Source organism: Agaribacillus sp. DX54, from assembly GCF_056858335.1.
On sequence record NZ_JBXEQE010000017.1, the window covers coordinates 19293 to 37425 of the forward strand.

Sequence of the window (18133 nt, forward strand, 5' to 3'; positions counted from 1 at the left end):
GGATTATTTGTTGAAATATATTTCCAGATCCGAAAGTTCAATTCGGCCCTCATAAAAGGCTTTGCCAATAATTACACCCTCCACACCTATTCCTGCCAGTTCATGGACATCTTCGAGGGTGGATACACCGCCGCTGGCGATCAAATGAATCTCAGGATAATAATTAAGAATTTCCCGGTACAGGTTCATAGCAGGGCCTTGTAACAGGCCATCCTTACTGACATCCGTACAAATCACATATTTAACCGACTTCTGTACGTAATCTTCCAAAAACACATGCAGGCCGATGGAAGTTTTTTCCTGCCAGCCATCAATGGCGATATGTTTATCAATGACATCAGCACCCAGGATGATCTGTTCATTTCCAAAGTTTTGCAGCCAGCTTTCAAACAGTTCCGGATTTTTGACAGCAATACTACCACCAGTCACCTGGCTGGCACCTGCGCCAAATACTGTTCTCAGATCGGCCTCGGATTGAATTCCGCCACCGTAGTCGATAGACAATTCGGTGTATGAGGCAATGGATTCAAGAACTTTCAGATTGACGATTTGCTTTTTCCGGGCCCCATCCAAATCTACCAAATGCAGCCGCCTGGCACCGGCATCTTCAAACTTCCTGGCTACCTCCAGTGGATCGCTGTTGTATTCCTTTTTTTGGCTATAATCACCTTGTGTTAACCTAACGCATTTGCCGTCGATAATATCGATCGCAGGTATAATATGCATGATTAAAATTTAGACATAAAGTTTCATCCTTAAAGTTCTAAAAAATTGGCCAGCATCTTCTGTCCGTCATCACCACTTTTCTCAATATGGGCCTGCACAGCATAAAAATTCTCTTTTTGCAAAACCCCACTGAACGGCAGAATGTAATCTGTAGTTCCTGCTGTTTCTGCTCCAATGGCCGCGTAAAAGCTATGAACGTAGTAAACATAAGGATTGTTTAAGCCAGAAAATATTTTTCCCTGACAATTTTCCAACCTGTTCCAGCCCATATGAGGTATTTTATATTGGTCATGGGCGTTTTTCGTATCAGGGCGCACGAATTTTTTCACTTCCAGGTCAAAGATACCCAAACAATTTGTGTCCCCTTCTTCAGAATGGCGGCACATTAGCTGAAGGCCTATGCAAATGCCCAGCACCGGTTGTTTGAGGTTGACAATCAGTCTGTCAAGCCCTTTCTGCTGCAAATAGGCCATAGTTGTACTGGCTTCTCCTTGTCCGGGAAAAATGACCTTATCCGCGTTTTTTATCACTTCGTGGTCATCGGTCCACAAAGGTGTGACCCCCAATCGCTCTAAAGCATAAACTACTGATTGTACATTACCGGCATTATACCTGATGATGGCGACTTTCATAGATGTCAGGCCTGTTTGTTTATTCGGGAAAGATAATGATAATTATTTAACCATAGCATTATTCATTACATCAGTTTGTCTTCTAATTGATTCTTCGTGCACGATAGCCAGAAATTTGTTCATGAAAGTATCACTCAAACCCAGGGCTTTGGCCATATTAACCCGGCGTTTGATGACGTCATTCCAGCGATCCACCTGCAGGATAGTGACGTCGTTATCCCTTTTGTATTCACCGATTTTCTCCGAAATATTCATCCTCACGCTTAATTTCTGGATCAATTGTTCATCCAACTCATCGATCTCTGATCTGAATTCATCCAGCAGGTTTTCAAATTCTTTATTGGGTGATTCGGGATGGCGTAATTTTAATTCCGCGACCAATTTCACCAGATTGGCCGGTTTCAGTTGCTGTTTGGCATCACTCAAAGCGATAGAAGGCTGAATATGGCTTTCGATCATCAGCCCGTGCATATCCATATCAATGGCTTTTTGGGCGATAAAAGGTATGATGTCACGGTTACCCGCAATATGGCTGGGATCGCAAATAATCTCAATTTCCGGGCATAGCCGCTTCAATTCAATGGGTATCTCCCACATGGGTACATTTCTGAATGGTGTTTTCTCAAAAGAAGAAAACCCCCTGTGAATGGCAGCTAGCCGGGTAATCCCTGCCTGATTAATTCTTTCCAGCGCCCCTATCCACAGTTGAAGATCAGGGTTTATGGGATTTTTAACAATTACAGGTATATCCACCCCTTTCAAGGCATCTGCTATTTCCTGCACGGTAAACGGGTTAACAGTACTTCTGGCACCGACCCAAAGAATGTCGACACCATATTTTAAGCAAACATCAACGTGTTGCGCATTGGCAACTTCGGTAGCTATAGGCAATCCCGTAGCTTCCTTTGCCGCATTGAGCCATTTCAGCCCGACTTCTCCTACTCCCTCAAAAGAGTTAGGCCTTGTTCTGGGTTTCCAAATACCGGCTCTTAATACTTTTACCCTGTCGTTCTCGGCAACAGCCTTGGCGGTAGACACTACCTGGTCCTCGTTTTCCGCACTGCAGGGCCCGCTGATGACGCAAAAATCATCGAGCCCCAGGCCCCATTCTTTCATTGGGACGGTTTTCAAATTCGGTTTCATAATATCTAAATTTTAATCTTATTGTTCTCGTTTAACTCAATACCATTCAGTATTCTTCTTATATCATTGGCTTCTTCCATCAGTTGAAAAACCCTGTCCTGCTCGCCCTGGTCTATCAATTCCTTGAACAACTCCAGGTTTTTAATGTAAGCGGACAAAACTTTCGACAGGTTTTCGGCATTTTGATCAAATATGGGGGCCCACATGGCCGGCGAGCTCTTGGCCAGCCGGGCGGTAGAAGCAAAACCGCTACCAGCCATATCGAATATGTTCTTTTCGTTTTTTTCTACCTCTAACACGGTCAAACCCAGTGTAAATGAGGTAATATGTGAGAGATGTGATACATAGGCTATATGACGATCGTGCTCTGAAGCGTCCATGTATGTCAACCTCATAAAAAGGCTTTTGTACAGCTTTTCTATCACGGTAAGGGCTTCCGGGTTACTGAACTCCTTATCGCATATAATCCCTACCTTATCCAAAAACAAGGTAGCGAAAGCGGCTTCCGGGCCACTATTCTCCGTGCCGGCAATGGGATGGGAGGCTACAAAACTGCCACGCCTGGGATGACCGGTCACCTCCCTGCAAATATCTCTTTTGGTGGAACCCATATCTGCTACGATCTGTTCGCCCTCAATTTGATCCAGTATGGTTGGCAAAAGGCTTATGGCAGCATCAACAGGAATCGCCAATATGATAATATCTGATTTCGGTAAGGCCTGGTCCAGAGACATAACTTCGTCGGCTATTCCTAATGCCAGGGCTTTCTTGAGGTGTGTTTCATTGTTATCCACCGCCATGATCTCCGATGCAAAACCGTTTCTCTTCAGACTCAGGGCCAGTGAGCCGCCAATTAATCCGATGCCTACAATGGTGACTTTCATATCAGTTTCGCTGAAGTTATTCTACGACTCCGTGCCTCTTCGCGTCTTTGTGCCTTTGTGGTGGAAAAGGCAAACCACAAAGGCACAAAGACACGAAGGGCTTTTGTCAACTGCTTCTTACATCTGCGACCGTTAAGTTTCTTAGATAATTTCATATGACTTTGGCTTTATTTTGATGGATGTGCTTTTTTATTCTGTTAATAGCTTCTTCAACCACCTCTTCCTTGTTGCAAAGCGAAATGCGAATATACCGGTCACCCCGGGAGCCAAAAATGAAGCCCGGCGTGATGAAAACTTTCGCCTCATACAACAATGTATCAACAAATGATTTCAGGTCGGGTTCACTGTCCGGAATTTTTGCCCAGATAAACAGTCCGGTTTGGAATGCATCATAGGTACAACCCAGCAGGTCGAGCAATTGCCAACTTAACTTCCGGCGGTGGGCGTAGGCCTGATTTTGCTCCTGGTGCCATGATGCGGGGTTTTTAAGTGCTTCGATGGCAGCGTGTTGAATGGGCAGGAACATGCCCGAGTCAACATTGCTTTTACACCTGAGAATGGTGTTAATATAATCCCGGTGGCCACTTACCCATCCCAGCCGCCAGCCGGCCATGTTATGGGATTTACTAAGGGAATTCAATTCAAGCGCAACTTCCCTGGCCCCATCGACGGACAAAAGGCTTTGAGGGTCGTCGTTCAGAATCAGGCTATAGGGATTGTCATTGACGATCAGAAATTCATGCTTTCTGGCCAAAGCGACCAGTTCTCTAAATAACACCTTGCTACCCTTCGCGCCTGTTGGCATATTGGGATAGTTGAGCCACATGATTTTTACCCTGCTCAGGTCAGCCTTTTTCAGCCGTTCCAGGTCGATCAGCCAATGCTGGCTTTCATCCAGTTCATAGGTTTTGATATTGGCCCCAACCAATTCACTGACAGATTTATAGGTGGGGTAGCCCGGATCGGGTACCAAAACTTCATCACCGGGGTTTAGGAATGCCATCGAGATATGCATGATGCCCTCCTTGGAACCTATCAACGGCAAAATTTCACTGATGGGATCTAACCTTACACCATAAATCCTCAGATACCACCTGGCGATCGCCTCACGCAGCCCGGTAATGCCCCGGTAATTCTGATAGCCATGATTTGCCGGTTGGCGTGAAGATTCATGTAAAGCCTGAATAGTTTCCCGTGAAGGGCTTAAATCCGGATTCCCTATTCCCAGATTCAAAACATTCATGCCTTTGCTATTCATATTACGGATCTCTTCAAGCTTTTTTGAAAAGTAATACTCCCTGACATTGTTTAACCTGTTTGCCTGCGGTATAATCATTTCACAAGTTTTATCTTGGTGACTTTTGTTATAATAAAAAAGCCTGGCTCTTTCTCCGAACCAGGCTCTGTATATCTTATTTAAATTTTTCTATGCTAACTTAAACATACTTTTACCGGTTCGAAACGCCAGGTTTCTAAAGTAGTGGTAGTAAAAGTAATATTTTGTGTTTATGATTTTCATCGGTACAAAACTAACAAAGCATTTTATAAATCAAAAGTTATTCTAAAAAAATTAATAAAATGTTAATGTTTCCTTGGTTTCATTGTCACCGGTCACAATCTTTCCCTCAAATCAACTACCTGTCGCATCTTTCTGATCAATTGTTTTGATTCTGCGAAATTCAGGGTCTGCTGACCGTCCGAGTAAGCTTCTTCGGGCTTTTCGTGGGTTTCATAAATGATGCCATCGGCTCCCGCCATAATACTGGCCAGCGCAATTGGTTCGACATGATGCCTGATGCCTATACCATGTGAAGGATCTGCCACTACAGGTAAATGCGTCTTTTCTTTTAAAATAGGGATGGCGTTCAGATCCATCGTATTACGACTCGCCCTTTCATAAGTGCGAATCCCCCTTTCACAAAGGATAAGCCTTTCATTACCGGCTGAAAAAACATACTCAGCCGAATACAGCAGTTCATCAATGGTTCCGGATATTCCGCGCTTTATCATTACCGGTTTATCGACTTTTCCCAGTTCATCCAGCAAATTGAAGTTTTGCGTATTTCTGGCCCCTACCTGGTAGATATCCACGTAGTCGTACATTTCTTCAATCTGGGAAACCTGCATGACCTCGGTAATGATTTTAATTCCTGCCTTGCTTGCCAGTTCGTACCACGTTTTAAGCCCTGCTATGCCCATTCCCCGAAAGGAATAAGGTGAACTTCTGGGTTTGTAGACACCTCCCCGCATGATTTTCACATCGTTCCCCGTCAAATGATCAATGGTTTTGGCAATCTGCTCCTCACCTTCGATTGAGCAGGGCCCGGCCATGATGCCCAATCCCCCCTCTTTTATGCAAACTCCATCCCCTAAATCTATGCGGGTGGGTGTTACCTTCCATTTTCTCGATACAAGCTTGTAGTCATCTGAAACAATATGAATGTCGTCTATACCAGGAAAATGCCCCAGCTCCCGGATATCAAATTCCCGCTTGCCGGTGCCTACAAGATAGTCACCTTCCTGAGTGGATACGAGGGTTGATTTGTACCGAAGGCTTTCCACCTTCTCAATGATCTTGTCTTTCTGATCAGGCGCTGCATTTTTGTTAAATTGAATGATCATGGTCTAATTTTTTTATGGTGTCTAAAAATGTCCTGCCAAAAGCATGATTCCAAACAGCCATAGCATGGCTCAAAGCCATACTATGACTAAACCGTACTACAAACTATATAAACTATAATTTTATCATAGTAAACTATCACTTAATCGTATGCATAAAATCAGTAATTGACCCCTTCAAATCTTTTTCCTTGTCCAAAGATTTGATAAAGGCACTTCCTATAATAGCGCCCCGTGCATATGCACAGGCTTTGTCAAAAGTGGCTTTATTGGAAATTCCAAATCCTATCAAGGTTGGATTTTTTAGATTCATGGCATTTATCCGCTCAAAATAACGCTCCTGTTCAGGAGTAATACCCGACTTTGCACCGGTTATGCTGGCCGATGAAACCATGTAAATAAATCCGTCAGTGTTTTCATCTATTAGCCTGATTCTCTCAGGAGAGGTTTGAGGGGAAATGAGAAAAATGTTGTGTAATGCATTTTGATCGAACAAAACCTTGTATTGTTCCAGGTATTCCTGCATGGGTAAATCGGGGATAATGAGGCCGTCAATACCGGCTGACCTGGCATTTTTACAAAATTCCTCCAAACCAAACTGTAGTATAGGATTCACGTAACCCATCAGGATTAAAGGGATGTCCACCGATTTTCTGATATCCTTTATTTGGCTGAAAAGTTTAGTCAGCGTCATACCATTGTCAAGGGCCGCCTGGCTGCTTGCCTGAATAGTGGGGCCATCGGCTACGGGGTCTGAAAAGGGTATGCCGATTTCGATTAAATCCGCCCCACATGCGGACAGGGTCTCAATGGTGGGCCTGGTATCGTCAATCCCGGGGTATCCGGCGGTAAAATAAACCGACAGGATGTTCCGGTGCTTATGCTTAAACAAACGATTAATTCTGTTATTTACCTGAATTGCTGTCTTCATTTTTTGAAATTTTTACGAGACCCATGTCTCTGCTAAACTGTCAATACCCGCCCCACCCGATATAGGTTTCCAGATCTTTATCCCCCCTGCCCGAAAGATTTATTACCACAACGTCGGTATCTGTGAGCGCCATCTTGTTAAGTGCTGCAATCGCATGCGCAGACTCGATTGCGGGAATGATGCCTTCCAGTTTACATAATAAAATGCCGGCTTTCATGGCCTCGGCATCAGTAATGCTTATAAAGCGGGCCCTTCCGGCATCAAACAGGTGGGCATGTAAAGGGCCTATACCTGGATAATCAAGTCCTGCCGAAACAGAATGAGGTTCAACCACCTGTCCGTCAGGGGTTTGCATCAACAGCGTTTTTGAGCCATGTAAAACCCCCGGTTTCCCGAGGAAGGTGGTGGCGGCTGATTTGCCGCTCTTAATGCCCTCACCTCCCGCCTCGGCGGCCACAAGTTTTACTGCCGGGTCATCCATAAAGTGATAATAGGCGCCGGCTGCGTTGCTACCCCCTCCTACGCAGGCTACGATGTAGTCAGGGTGCTTTCTGCCCTCTTTTGCCTCCAACTGCCAGATCATTTCCTCACTGATGACCGCCTGAAAGCGGGCCACCATATCAGGATAAGGGTGTGGCCCTACAACCGATCCAATGATGTAATGGGTATCAACCGGATTGTTGATCCAATGCCTCATGGCTTCATTAGTGGCATCCTTGAGCGTCTTGCTGCCGCTGAGTGCCGGTACCACTTTTGCCCCGAGCAACTTCATTCTTTCCACATTGGGTTTTTGCCGGTGAATATCCACTTCCCCCATGTACACCACGCAATCGATACCCATCAAAGCACAGACAGTCGCCGTAGCTACACCATGCTGCCCGGCACCGGTTTCGGCTATTATGCGCTTCTTCCCTAACCTTTGTGCTAATAGTATCTGTCCAATAGTGTTATTGATTTTGTGGGCCCCGGTGTGATTGAGGTCTTCCCTTTTCAGATAAACCCTGGCGCCGAAATGTTCAGAAAGCCGTTGCGCCAGGTACAATGGTGTAGGACGACCTACATAATCGCTCAATAGCGCCTCGAACTCCTGCTGAAAGGACGTATCTTCCATAATAGCCAGGTAGTTTTGCCTGAGCTCCTCCACATTCGGATACAACATCTCGGGAATGAATGCCCCGCCAAAGTTGCCGTAATAACCGTTTTGATCTACTGTATACTGCATAAAATTTTGTTTTCTTTAAGGTTTGGTTTGCAGGAAATCCAGGGCCAGTTTCTCAGTCAGCTTTGTCAGTAAAGTGATGTCTTTATGGCCTGGCTTTGTTTCAAACTTGCTGTTAACGTCCAGCACCAAAGGCCCGTTTTTCCCGGTTTTCTTAACCATATCGATATTTTCCAAACTTACCCCACCTCCCAGGAAATAGGGCTTTTCCAGGTCATAGCCATTCAAAACCTCCCAGTTAAATGATTTTCCCGTACCACCATAGTTTTCACTTTTTGTGTCGAACAAAAAGTAGTCGGTGAACGGCTGGTAATTTCTCAACTGTTCCCAATCTATGCTGGCATCAATGTGAAATACCTTGATCACACCAACACCCATAGCTTTTACCTGCTTACAAAAATCAGGGCTTTCCCCCCCGTGAAGTTGCACCAGATCAAGGCCATATTCATTCATTCTTTTAGAAATTTCAGGCACAGACTCATTGACAAAAACACCCACCTTTTTGATAGTAGAAGGTATATCATGAACATCCTCCGGCTTAATGCTTTCTGCCATGTAGCGTGGCGATTTCGGGTAAAAGATAAACCCTAAAAAGTCCGGTGAAAGCCTGATTACGGCTTTCATATTTTCCGGGTATTTCATACCGCACACTTTCAGCTTCATCATTTGAAAAGTTAAAATTTTAATTTACGACCGTATCGGAATGATCTACCTGGTTTACTGCCGCAATGAATCTGCGGCAGACCAGTTCCGGCCTGCTATATTTCATAAAAGTTTCCCCGATCAGGAAACCTTCAAATCCGAATTGTTTTAATTCAACAATAGTTTCCGGTGCACTAATGCCACTTTCTGCGACTTTTACATACTGTGAGGGTATAGCCGCCGCCAGATTACGGGAGGTATCGATACTTACTTCAAAGGTTTTCAGATTTCTGTTATTTACTCCGATCAGATCCACTTCATCGTGCAGGTTCCCGCTTAATTCCTCTGCATTATGTACCTCCATCAACACTTCCAGCCCCAGTGACCGTGCCGCAGCCGCCAGTTGCTTCAACCGGTCAGGAGGCAAAGCCGCAGCAATAAGCAGGATAGCGTCTGCCCCAATTGACTTGGCTTCTATGATCTGATACTCATCGATGATAAATTCCTTTCTCAGGATTGGGCAAAAGTTAAACTTTCTGGCAGTTTTCAGATCTTCGTTGGTACCACCGAAAAACTCAAAATCAGTAAGCACCGATAAGGCCGATGCACCTGCCTGCATGTAACCGATAGATGTTTTTTCGACGCTAACATGCTTATTGATCATTCCTTTGGAAGGGGATTTTCTTTTAATTTCTGCAATTACCCCCGACAGGTCAGGCCGTTTGAGATACTTTTTGAGGGAAACAGTTTTGCCTGGAAAGTAAATGCTTTTTTCGAGCAGCTTTACCGGAAACAAACCCTTCCGTTCATCTACTTCCTTTTTTTTGTGGGCTAGTATTTTGTCTAATATATCCATTTGGGTATTTTTTATCAATTTTATTTTCGGTTAAACCTCCAGTAATTTTTTAAAAGTTTGTAATGCTTTACCTGAATGCAACGAATCTTTAGCTGCCTCAATGCCCTCTTGCATGCTGACCGACATACCGCAATGAAGGGCCAGGCCTGCGTTAGCGGTGACCACCTGGTTTTGGGCTTCCGTACCTTCTCCCTGCAAAACTTTCATGAATATCTTCGCTGATTCCTCCACCGTCTTCCCTCCCCACAAAGCTTCCCGGGGCCAGGTTTGAAACCCCAGTTCACCCGGAAAAAGCACCTTCTCATTTTCGTTTGACAACATTTTGAAAGGTCCGGTAAGTGAAACCTCATCGTATCCATCCAGCGAATGCAAAACGATATAACGCTTATCTGTTTTCTGATGCAGGTAGCCATACAATCTGGCCAGCTCCAGGTTAAAGACCCCTACCAATTGCTTTTTGGGAAAAGAGGGATTTACAATCGGCCCCAGCATGTTAAAGAAGGTTTTGACACCTAGTTCTTTCCTGATGGGCGCTACATTTTTCATAGCCGGATGAAATAAGGGCGCATGAAGAAAGCATATACCCGCCTTATCAAGACTCTCGAGGAGCTTGTCTTTTTCGTTAGTGAACTGATAACCGAAGTGTGCCAGCAGGTTAGAAGAACCACAAACGGAGGAAACACCGTTGTTTCCATGTTTAGCCACTTTTTGCCCGGCGCCGGCCACAATGAAGGAGGAAAGGGTTGAAATGTTAAAAGTATCCTTTCCATCACCCCCGGTGCCGCACAGGTCAATGGCCTCATAATCATCAATTTCCAACGGAATACACAGCTCCAGCATGGCGTCCCGGAATCCCTCCAGTTCCTCTACGGTTATACTGCGCATCAGGTACACCGTCAGAAAAGCCGCCACCTGACTTCGATTATACTCGCCTTTGGCTAAGTTAATCAGTATCTGCTTTGCCTGCTGCTTATCGAGCGATTTGTATTCAAATAAATTGTTTAAAACCTCTTTCATATATCAAATTTCTTGAAGTCATAGTATGGCTTCAAGCCATGCTATGACCAGGTATAATTCAAATCACCTTTGTGCCTCCGCGCCTCTAACCTGGCGCCGGCCAAAAGACCGTCCCTACCTACTATTTTCTCATCGCAACCACCTGTTATGCTGTAGCTTCTCATGTCTTTAACATAGTTCCCGAAATGTTCCACAGACATTTTACAATTCCAACCAATTTTGCATAATGGTGACACCATGTTCAGTTAATATGGATTCCGGGTGAAACTGCACACCCTTTACATCAAATTTACGATGCGACAATGCCATAATGTTATCTTTTTCATCGACAGCGGTGATATGCAGATCCCCGTTCAAAGAATCCGGCACCACTGACCAGGAGTGATAACGACAGGCCATGAAAGTCTTTGGCAGGCCCTTGAAAATCGGCTCGGTTTCATCAGTGACGATCGTTTTATCGGCCACACCATGCAAAACCACCGGCATATTAAATATTGCCCCACCAAATGCTTCAGCTATGCCCTGGTGCCCCAGGCAAACACCCAGGATGGATTTGGAAGTCCCGTATTCCCTGATCAGGCCAGACATGATACCTGCCTCTTCAGGTATACCAGGCCCCGGTGACAGTAATATTTTATCGTATCGACCTACGTTTTCCAGGGTAATTTTATCATTCCTGTAAATACTCATATTACGGCTATAACCCAGTTCCCTGATAATATGAACGAGGTTGTAGGTAAATGAGTCATAATTATCTAACACTAACAGTTTCATCATAATTTATCTTACCGCCTTCTTTGAAATATTCGTCCTGAAAACAGATGCTTATCAACCGGATATCTCTTTGGCCAGATCTATTGCCTGCCTTAGGGCCCCCAGTTTATTGTGCACCTCCTGTAATTCGCTTTTAACATCTGACTTGGCCACAATACCGGCGCCGGCCTGGTAATACAATTTGTTATCTTTGCTTAAAAATGACCGGATCATAATGGCATGATTAAAATCCCCGTTAAACCCCATAAATCCAATCGCCCCACCATAATACCCTCTCGAGGCATTTTCATACCTGTCTATCAATTGCAAAGCCATATGTTTGGGTGCCCCCGACAACGTTCCCGCCGGAAAGGTGTCAGCCACAATGCTGGCTGGCGAAATGTCTTCCTGCAGTTCACCGACCACCTTTGAAACCAAATGGATCACATGAGAATAGTACTGGATTTCTTTGAATGTTTCTACCTCCACATCCCCGCAGGCCCGGCTTAAATCATTCCGTGCCAGATCTACCAGCATCACATGCTCTGAATTCTCTTTAGGATCATCGTACAGCTTTCTCGCGAGATCCGCATCTGCCTGGTCATTTCCTGTTCTTCTAAAAGTGCCTGCGATGGGGTAAATAGTAGCCTTCCTGTCCTTAATCACAATCTGCGCTTCCGGCGAAGAACCGAATATCTTGTAACTCCCATAATCAAAGTAAAACAGATACGGGGAAGGGTTGATCGACCGCAGCGCCCGGTAAACATTGAATTCATCACCACTGAAAGTGGACTCAAACCGCCGGGAGAGTACTATTTGAAAGACATTTCCCCTGTGGCAATGCGCTTTGCCTTTGCTGATTATCTCCAAAAACTCCTCATCGGTGTAATTGGAAACCTCGCTTCCATTGGTGATGAAGGTATATCCGGGATAGTTTTTGTTATTGATCAAGGCAGCAATTTTGTCAATACCGCTCTCCTTCACATCACCGGCATATTGGTGCTCAAAAATATGTAATTCGTTTTTAAAATGATCAACGGCGATGACGTATTTATACACCCGGTAAACAATCTGCGGGATTTCATCGACCCGCTCTTTTGTGTTATCCAGGTCCACCTCTTCATAGTATTGCACGGCATCGTAGGCCATGTAACCAAAAAGGCCATTACTGATAAAGCCATAGCCATTAGTCGCCGCCTGAAAGGCCTTGTTAAATTCGTCCAACCGGTTAATAACTTCATGCCTGTTTTCAATAGGCATGGAAATTACCTTTTCATCAGGAAAATCCATCTTTATGTGTTGCTTGCTTACCTCAAAACTGGCGATAGGTTCACAGCAGATATAGGAAAAGCTGTTTTCATTACCGTGGTAATCAGAACTTTCAAGTAAAATCGGGTTAAGATACTTATCGCGCAACTTAAGATAGATACTCACCGGCGTGATGGTATCTGCGAGGAAGTTTTTGTGCCTGGTATTTAAGGGATATGGTTTCAAGGTTTACTCATTTTTACTGCCAAAAAAAAAGCTCACTGTGAACAGCGAGCTTAAGTGATATTTTTAATTACTATAAAGCTATCTTATCCACTTTACCGACCATTCAGCAAAGTGCCACCACCAATAACCTTTTTGTAATGTTAAATCTTGCATCTTGAATGCAATAATAATCAACCATTTTTAATTACCAAAAACTTCTCCATTGTTTTTTAAGATAATTCTCAGATAACAAGCCATTCATATAGCTGTTAGCTTTATATTTGTGGCCAAAATCAATGTTTATTTACGAATGTTTATTAAATTAAAGACATATAAATTTCTAATCCCTGCTTAATGACACCTACTACCCTAAATGCAAACCGGAAAGTAAACAAAAGAAAACAAAGCAGTCACAACGCCGAGGATTGTTACCTGATGGAGGCCGCATGGGAGGTTTGCCATCAGGTAGGGGGTATCTATACCGTTATCAAAACCAAGACCAAAGAAATCTCAGATATATGGAATGAAAATTACTGTCTGATCGGTCCTTATTTCAAATACCATGCTGAGGCTGAATTTGAACCGCTGAAGGATATGAATACCCCTTATGGCCGTGTTGTTAAAAAACTGCAAAGGATAGGTGTCGATGCACATTACGGCAAGTGGTTAATTGCAGGAAGGCCTCAGGCTATCTTACTGAATCCGGCAATTAAAGGAGAATGGCTGGAGGCTGAAAAATACAGGTTATGGGAGAAATACCGGATTGAAAGCCATCATGGTGACAAGCTGCTCAATGAAGTGATAGCGTTTGGTTACTTGTTACGTTTACTGGCACACGAATTTTGTCAAAGTCAAAAAAAAACAAAACGACCGGTGCTCTGGCACGTTCATGAATGGATGAGTGCTACGACATTGCCCGATATCCGGGAAGAAAACCCCAATGTTAAAACCATCTTCACAACACATGCTACCATGCTCGGGCGGTATATTTCGGGTAACAATGATCAGTTTTATGAGCAGCTCAAAAACTTTAACTGGCTTGAAGAAGCCAAAAAATACGCCATTGAACCACAGGCACGGATAGAAAGAAACGCAGCCAATACGGCCAATATCTGCACCACAGTCAGTGAAATTACCGCCAAGGAATGTCAGTACTTTTTGGGTAGAAAGCCGGAAATAATCCTTCCTAATGGTTTAAATATTGAAAGATTCTCTATTCTGCATGAAGTGCAAAACATTCATCAGCAGTTTAAGGAGGAAATCCACGAATTTGTAATGGCCCATTTCTTTCAACACTATACATTTGACCTGGACAACACCCTTTATTTCTTCACCTCAGGGCGTTACGAATATCATAACAAGGGGTTTGACCTGACACTCGAGGCGCTGAGCAAGCTCAACAAAAAGTTGATAGAAGAAGACTTCGACAAAAACGTTGTGATGTTTTTTATCACAAAAAAACCATGTAATCATATCAGGCCCCAGGCGCTGGAGTCAATGGGTATTTTAAGGGAGGTGCGACAAACCTGTGAGAAAATTGAGAAAGAGATCGGTGATAAACTCTTTTATAAAACAGTAGCCAATGAAAACCAAAAACTTCCGGAGATCAACGACCTGGTGGAAGATTACTGGAAGTTAAGACTAAGAAGAACTTTACAATCCTGGAAAAAGGAGTCCTTACCCTTACTGTCGACACACCAGTTGATTAATGAAGAAAACGATGAGATCCTCAACTTCCTGAAGTCCAGAAACCTGAACAACAAGAAGAAAGACAAAGTCAAAATCGTCTATCATCCGGATTTCATTTCTCCGATGAATCCACTTTTTGGTATGGAATACGGACAATTTGTGCGGGGATGTCACCTCGGCATATTTCCCAGTTTTTATGAACCCTGGGGCTATACACCCCTGGAATGCCTGGCCAGCGGGGTACCTGCCATTACCAGCGACCTGACAGGCTTTGGTGATTACGTATTGAAATATATCCCGGAACACCTCGAGGCCGGCATTTATGTGGTCAACAGAAAAGGCGAAAGCTTTTCCAGCATTGCAAGCCAGCTTGCCAACTTCCTGTTTTCTTTTGTGATGAAGGGAAGAAGGGACAGAATCAATATGCGGAACCGGTCAGAAGATGTTTCGGAGAAATTTGACTGGAAAACATTTGCCAATAACTACTACAAGGCATACAGCAGGGCACTACTGCAGGAATAACCATTTATCATGACCATTTACCTGCTATTTAAGTCGATATAATCCTTTTCAAATTCATTAAATAAAGCTTCAAGATGCTTTGTGGTCTTTCCGGGCCGGCCATCGCCGATCGTTGACCCGTCAATGTCAATCACTGGCATGAGCCTTTTTGTGCTGCTTGTAATGAAAGCTTCATCGGCCTTAAAAATTTCGCTGAGTTCCACACGCCTTTCCGCTACCGGATAATGTTTTTTTGCCAGTTCTAAAGTCTTTCCACGGGTAATGCCCATCAGAATATTGTCCCCGGGCGTAATAACTTTGCCGTCTTTTACTATAAAAAAGTTGCTTCTTGAAACCTCGGAAATGCATGTTCCATCATGATACAGAACGTCAATGGCCCCCAACGCTTTGCACTTGGGCGCCATCATCAGTGCTGTTAAATAATTAGTACTTTTTACATGTGGAAATTCCCGGACATGTCGATGGGTAATCAGTTTTACACCATTTTCAAAGTATTCAGGATTTGGCGGGATAAACTCGTCCACCAAAATAATAAAATTAGGGTCACCCGGATCAAAACCATTGTCGGAAAAACCTCCCGTCATTACCAACTTAATGCCTGATTCTGTAAAACCATTTAATGCGATCAGTCGATGCACTTCCTCTACAATACGATCACTTTGGTAGGGGTGGCTGAAATTAAACCCTTTGGCTGAACGTATGAATCTGGCGATATAGTCCTCAATGAAAACAGGCTTTCCCCGGCAGGTTCTGAAGAAGTCAAAAATGCCTACTCCCCTTAGAATGCCCAGGTCCGAAATATGCAGCTTTGTATCGGCAGCAGGCAGGATTTCCCCATTTAAAAAATAAAACTTGTTCATAGGTCCCGGGATAAGCCCTTTAGATAATGTTTTATTTAACTTTATTGTTTCTTGTCACTATTTTCGTTTCCCTTTTGTTCGCCACCGGAGGTTTTTTTCTTGCGGGGCCTTCTTACACCGAAGCTGCCTTTCACAATTTTGCCTCTTTTGGTCTTTTTGTCACCTTTACCCATAATTATCTTTTTGATTATTGTAGGCCAAATATCAAAATTGTGATATAAAAATCAAAATAGGATTTATTAAAGAACAGAAAAAAGAACTATTTTAGGGTTTCCCGGTTTAATGAATAAAGTTAAGATTATGGCACAAGCAAACCTTGAACTGATCTCTGCTATCCGAAGGGCCGCCAGGGTGATCCGGCGAGGCACAAAGTACCAATGGGGACACATGGGCTCCTGTAATTGTGGTCACCTGGCCCAGGAAATAACAAAGCTTTCAAAAGCCGAAATCCATGAGTACGCCATGCGAAAATACGGTGACTGGACTGAGCAAAGCATGGATTATTGCGTCAATAGTGGCCAGCCCCTCGACCTTGTTATCAGCCAGATGCTGGAAGCCGGTCTGGATATTCAGGATCTCGGACATCTCGAAAAATTGTCAGACCCCCTTGTTTTAAAAAAAATAACGTCCTCAAAACGTCATCTCAGACATAATGTAAGGGATGATGTGGTCTTGTACATGCAAACCTGGGCGGATTTACTTGAAGAAAGTTTAACTGAAAAAATCCAATTACCTTCCCTGCAGGAAGAAAAGGTCTAGCGGCAGCAACCTCAGAGGCCACCGCCGCCTTTATTCAATTACAGACTATGCAAACTGTTCTTTTTCAGTAGAACCCTCCAACGCAGTGGTTGAAGCAGCTCCGTTGGTTATGGTGTTTTGAATCTCGTCAAAATATCCGGTACCTACGAATGATTGATGTTTCACTGCCTTAAAACCGTTTTTCTGGTGGTCAAATTCCCGTTCCTGCAATTCGGAGTACCCGGCCATTCCCCTTTTTCTGTAGGCAGTGGCCAGTTCAAACATACTGGTATTGAGGGCATGAAATCCTGCCAAAGTGATAAACTGAAATTTATAGCCCATTTCAGCCAGTTCCTCCCTGAAAATTTCCATTTGCGCTACGGTGAGGTGTTTGGCCCAATTAAAGGATGGAGAACAATTATAGGCCAGCATTTTATCAGGATATTTTTCATGAACCGCACTGGCAAACTCCCTGGCGTAGCCGAGGTCAGGGTTAGAGGTCTCCATCCAGATTAAATCGGCAAAAGGGGCGTATGCAATGGCCCTGTCGATACCCTGCTCAATCCCGTTTCTCACATGGAAAAATCCTTCACTGCTCCTGGGCTTCTCCTTTATAAACCTGTGGTCTCTGGGGTCGACATCCGAGGTAATCAAATTGGCTGCGTCAGCGTCTGTTCTGGCGATCAACAGGGTAGGCACCCCGAGTACATCGGCAGCTAACCTGGCCGCAACCAGCTTATTGATAGCTTCTTGTGTGGGCACCAATACTTTGCCACCTAAATGTCCGCATTTTTTAGCAGATGAAAGCTGATCTTCAAAATGAACGCCCGCGGCACCGGCTTCGATCATCATTTTCATTAACTCGAAAGCATTTAAGTTCCCCCCAAATCCGGCTTCCGCATCGGCGACGATAGGTACCATCCAGTGAATATCTGCCTCTTCATTCAAGGCCTGGATTTGGTCGGCCCTTAACAAAGCGTTGTTAATTCTTCGCACCACATTAGGCACACTGTCGGCCGGGTACAGGCTTTGGTCAGGATACATGTTACCGCTTAAATTGGCATCTGCGGCAACCTGCCAGCCGCTGAGGTAGATAGCATTCAGGCCCGCCTGTACCTCCTGCACCGCCTGGTTACCGGTCAGGGCTCCAAGCCCTGCCACAAAGGGTTCTTTTTTTAACAATTCCCACAATCTTTTGGCACCGTTTTCTGCCAGGGTATAGGCAATATCCACTGTGCCTTGAAGTTTCACAACATCCCATGCCGAGTACGGCCTTTCAATGCCTTTCCATCTTGGATTATGGTGCCAATCGCCGATGATCTTATTAACTTTCTCTTGTCTTGTCATGGTATTAAAATTTTGTTTCGAAGTACAGACACAAAATTAATATCAGCGAAAAAAATAAAAAAGCGAATTTTCGCTGTTCATA

At 44.2% G+C, this 18133-nt stretch carries 19 protein-coding genes; 2 read left to right on the top strand and 17 right to left on the bottom strand.

The annotated features are described in order from the left end of the window. Window positions 1-3 precede the first annotated feature (3 nt). From hisA to AC04NP_RS17725, 14 genes are all read right to left on the bottom strand, one after another. The gene (gene hisA / locus AC04NP_RS17660) at window positions 4-726 is read right to left on the bottom strand and encodes a 1-(5-phosphoribosyl)-5-[(5-phosphoribosylamino)methylideneamino]imidazole-4-carboxamide isomerase (protein WP_482861187.1); all 723 of its coding nucleotides are present in this window, start codon (window positions 724-726) and stop codon (window positions 4-6) included. Window positions 727-755: 29 nt separating this feature from the next. After that, window positions 756-1358 carry an imidazole glycerol phosphate synthase subunit HisH gene (gene hisH, locus AC04NP_RS17665; protein ID WP_482861188.1) on the bottom strand — a complete coding sequence of 201 codons (603 nt, stop codon included), beginning with the start codon at window positions 1356-1358 and terminating at the stop codon, window positions 756-758. Between the two features lie 42 nt (window positions 1359-1400). Next, on the bottom strand, window positions 1401-2501 hold the full coding sequence (locus AC04NP_RS17670; RefSeq protein WP_482861189.1) for a chorismate mutase: 1101 nt from the start codon (window positions 2499-2501) through the stop codon (window positions 1401-1403). A 5-nt stretch (window positions 2502-2506) separates the two neighbouring features. Next, window positions 2507-3385: a prephenate dehydrogenase gene (locus AC04NP_RS17675; RefSeq protein WP_482861190.1), complete on the bottom strand. Its 879-nt coding sequence runs from the start codon at window positions 3383-3385 to the stop codon at window positions 2507-2509. A gap of 151 nt (window positions 3386-3536) precedes the next feature. After that, a complete protein-coding gene (locus tag AC04NP_RS17680; RefSeq protein WP_482861191.1) occupies window positions 3537-4721 on the bottom strand; it encodes a pyridoxal phosphate-dependent aminotransferase in 1185 nt (394 codons plus the stop codon). A 275-nt stretch (window positions 4722-4996) separates the two neighbouring features. Then, window positions 4997-6007, bottom strand: coding sequence for a bifunctional 3-deoxy-7-phosphoheptulonate synthase/chorismate mutase (locus AC04NP_RS17685; RefSeq protein WP_482861192.1), 1011 nt, complete (start codon window positions 6005-6007; stop codon window positions 4997-4999). 136 nt (window positions 6008-6143) lie between these two features. Next, window positions 6144-6935: a tryptophan synthase subunit alpha gene (gene trpA / locus AC04NP_RS17690; protein WP_482861193.1), complete on the bottom strand. Its 792-nt coding sequence runs from the start codon at window positions 6933-6935 to the stop codon at window positions 6144-6146. A 40-nt stretch (window positions 6936-6975) separates the two neighbouring features. Further along, window positions 6976-8157, bottom strand: a complete 1182-nt coding sequence (gene trpB, locus AC04NP_RS17695) for a tryptophan synthase subunit beta (RefSeq protein WP_482861194.1) — start codon at window positions 8155-8157, stop codon at window positions 6976-6978. 15 nt (window positions 8158-8172) lie between these two features. After that, on the bottom strand, window positions 8173-8820 hold the full coding sequence (locus tag AC04NP_RS17700; protein WP_482861195.1) for a phosphoribosylanthranilate isomerase: 648 nt from the start codon (window positions 8818-8820) through the stop codon (window positions 8173-8175). A gap of 16 nt (window positions 8821-8836) precedes the next feature. Then, window positions 8837-9652, bottom strand: a complete 816-nt coding sequence (gene trpC, locus AC04NP_RS17705) for an indole-3-glycerol phosphate synthase TrpC (RefSeq protein WP_482861197.1) — start codon at window positions 9650-9652, stop codon at window positions 8837-8839. A gap of 30 nt (window positions 9653-9682) precedes the next feature. Further along, a complete protein-coding gene (gene trpD, locus AC04NP_RS17710) occupies window positions 9683-10669 on the bottom strand; it encodes an anthranilate phosphoribosyltransferase (protein WP_482861198.1) in 987 nt (328 codons plus the stop codon). Between the two features lie 41 nt (window positions 10670-10710). Then, entirely contained in the window at window positions 10711-10869 is a 159-nt protein-coding gene (locus tag AC04NP_RS17715) for a hypothetical protein (RefSeq protein ID WP_482861199.1), read from the bottom strand. A gap of 1 nt (window position 10870) precedes the next feature. Further along, a complete protein-coding gene (locus AC04NP_RS17720) occupies window positions 10871-11443 on the bottom strand; it encodes an anthranilate synthase component II (protein WP_482861342.1) in 573 nt (190 codons plus the stop codon). Window positions 11444-11497: 54 nt separating this feature from the next. Continuing rightward, entirely contained in the window at window positions 11498-12916 is a 1419-nt protein-coding gene (locus tag AC04NP_RS17725; protein WP_482861200.1) for an anthranilate synthase component I family protein, read from the bottom strand. Between the two features lie 333 nt (window positions 12917-13249). Between AC04NP_RS17725 and AC04NP_RS17730 the strand changes: the two genes are divergently transcribed. Then, a complete protein-coding gene (locus AC04NP_RS17730; RefSeq protein ID WP_482861202.1) occupies window positions 13250-15106 on the top strand; it encodes a glycosyltransferase in 1857 nt (618 codons plus the stop codon). Window positions 15107-15123: 17 nt separating this feature from the next. On the opposite strand, the gene AC04NP_RS17735 is transcribed toward AC04NP_RS17730, so the two are convergent. Together AC04NP_RS17735 and AC04NP_RS17740 are read right to left on the bottom strand one after the other, a co-directional pair. Further along, window positions 15124-15966 carry an aminotransferase class IV gene (locus AC04NP_RS17735; RefSeq protein WP_482861203.1) on the bottom strand — a complete coding sequence of 281 codons (843 nt, stop codon included), beginning with the start codon at window positions 15964-15966 and terminating at the stop codon, window positions 15124-15126. Between the two features lie 41 nt (window positions 15967-16007). Further along, on the bottom strand, window positions 16008-16139 hold the full coding sequence (locus tag AC04NP_RS17740) for a 30S ribosomal protein THX (protein ID WP_482861204.1): 132 nt from the start codon (window positions 16137-16139) through the stop codon (window positions 16008-16010). A 127-nt stretch (window positions 16140-16266) separates the two neighbouring features. Here AC04NP_RS17740 and AC04NP_RS17745 point away from each other — a divergent pair, with 127 nt between their 5' ends. Continuing rightward, window positions 16267-16725, top strand: a complete 459-nt coding sequence (locus AC04NP_RS17745) for a hypothetical protein (protein ID WP_482861206.1) — start codon at window positions 16267-16269, stop codon at window positions 16723-16725. A gap of 45 nt (window positions 16726-16770) precedes the next feature. Here the strand turns inward: AC04NP_RS17745 and aceA are convergent, their stop codons facing one another. After that, window positions 16771-18051, bottom strand: coding sequence for an isocitrate lyase (gene aceA, locus AC04NP_RS17750; protein WP_482861207.1), 1281 nt, complete (start codon window positions 18049-18051; stop codon window positions 16771-16773). Between the last annotated feature and the right edge of the window lie 82 nt (window positions 18052-18133).

Excerpts from the sequence above, each read along its gene's own strand:
- hisA (WP_482861187.1), bottom strand. The coding sequence starts at position 726 with ATGCATATTATACCTGCGATCGATATTATCGACGGCAAATGCGTTAGG.
- hisH (WP_482861188.1), bottom strand. The coding sequence starts at position 1,358 with ATGAAAGTCGCCATCATCAGGTATAATGCCGGTAATGTACAATCAGTA.
- AC04NP_RS17670 (WP_482861189.1), bottom strand. The coding sequence starts at position 2,501 with ATGAAACCGAATTTGAAAACCGTCCCAATGAAAGAATGGGGCCTGGGG.
- AC04NP_RS17675 (WP_482861190.1), bottom strand. The coding sequence starts at position 3,385 with ATGAAAGTCACCATTGTAGGCATCGGATTAATTGGCGGCTCACTGGCC.
- AC04NP_RS17680 (WP_482861191.1), bottom strand. The coding sequence starts at position 4,721 with ATGATTATACCGCAGGCAAACAGGTTAAACAATGTCAGGGAGTATTAC.
- AC04NP_RS17685 (WP_482861192.1), bottom strand. The coding sequence starts at position 6,007 with ATGATCATTCAATTTAACAAAAATGCAGCGCCTGATCAGAAAGACAAG.
- trpA (WP_482861193.1), bottom strand. The coding sequence starts at position 6,935 with ATGAAGACAGCAATTCAGGTAAATAACAGAATTAATCGTTTGTTTAAG.
- trpB (WP_482861194.1), bottom strand. The coding sequence starts at position 8,157 with ATGCAGTATACAGTAGATCAAAACGGTTATTACGGCAACTTTGGCGGG.
- AC04NP_RS17700 (WP_482861195.1), bottom strand. The coding sequence starts at position 8,820 with ATGATGAAGCTGAAAGTGTGCGGTATGAAATACCCGGAAAATATGAAA.
- trpC (WP_482861197.1), bottom strand. The coding sequence starts at position 9,652 with ATGGATATATTAGACAAAATACTAGCCCACAAAAAAAAGGAAGTAGAT.
- trpD (WP_482861198.1), bottom strand. The coding sequence starts at position 10,669 with ATGAAAGAGGTTTTAAACAATTTATTTGAATACAAATCGCTCGATAAG.
- AC04NP_RS17715 (WP_482861199.1), bottom strand. The coding sequence starts at position 10,869 with ATGTCTGTGGAACATTTCGGGAACTATGTTAAAGACATGAGAAGCTAC.
- AC04NP_RS17720 (WP_482861342.1), bottom strand. The coding sequence starts at position 11,443 with ATGAAACTGTTAGTGTTAGATAATTATGACTCATTTACCTACAACCTC.
- AC04NP_RS17730 (WP_482861202.1), top strand. The coding sequence starts at position 13,250 with ATGACACCTACTACCCTAAATGCAAACCGGAAAGTAAACAAAAGAAAA.
- AC04NP_RS17735 (WP_482861203.1), bottom strand. The coding sequence starts at position 15,966 with ATGAACAAGTTTTATTTTTTAAATGGGGAAATCCTGCCTGCTGCCGAT.
- AC04NP_RS17740 (WP_482861204.1), bottom strand. The coding sequence starts at position 16,139 with ATGGGTAAAGGTGACAAAAAGACCAAAAGAGGCAAAATTGTGAAAGGC.
- AC04NP_RS17745 (WP_482861206.1), top strand. The coding sequence starts at position 16,267 with ATGGCACAAGCAAACCTTGAACTGATCTCTGCTATCCGAAGGGCCGCC.
- aceA (WP_482861207.1), bottom strand. The coding sequence starts at position 18,051 with ATGACAAGACAAGAGAAAGTTAATAAGATCATCGGCGATTGGCACCAT.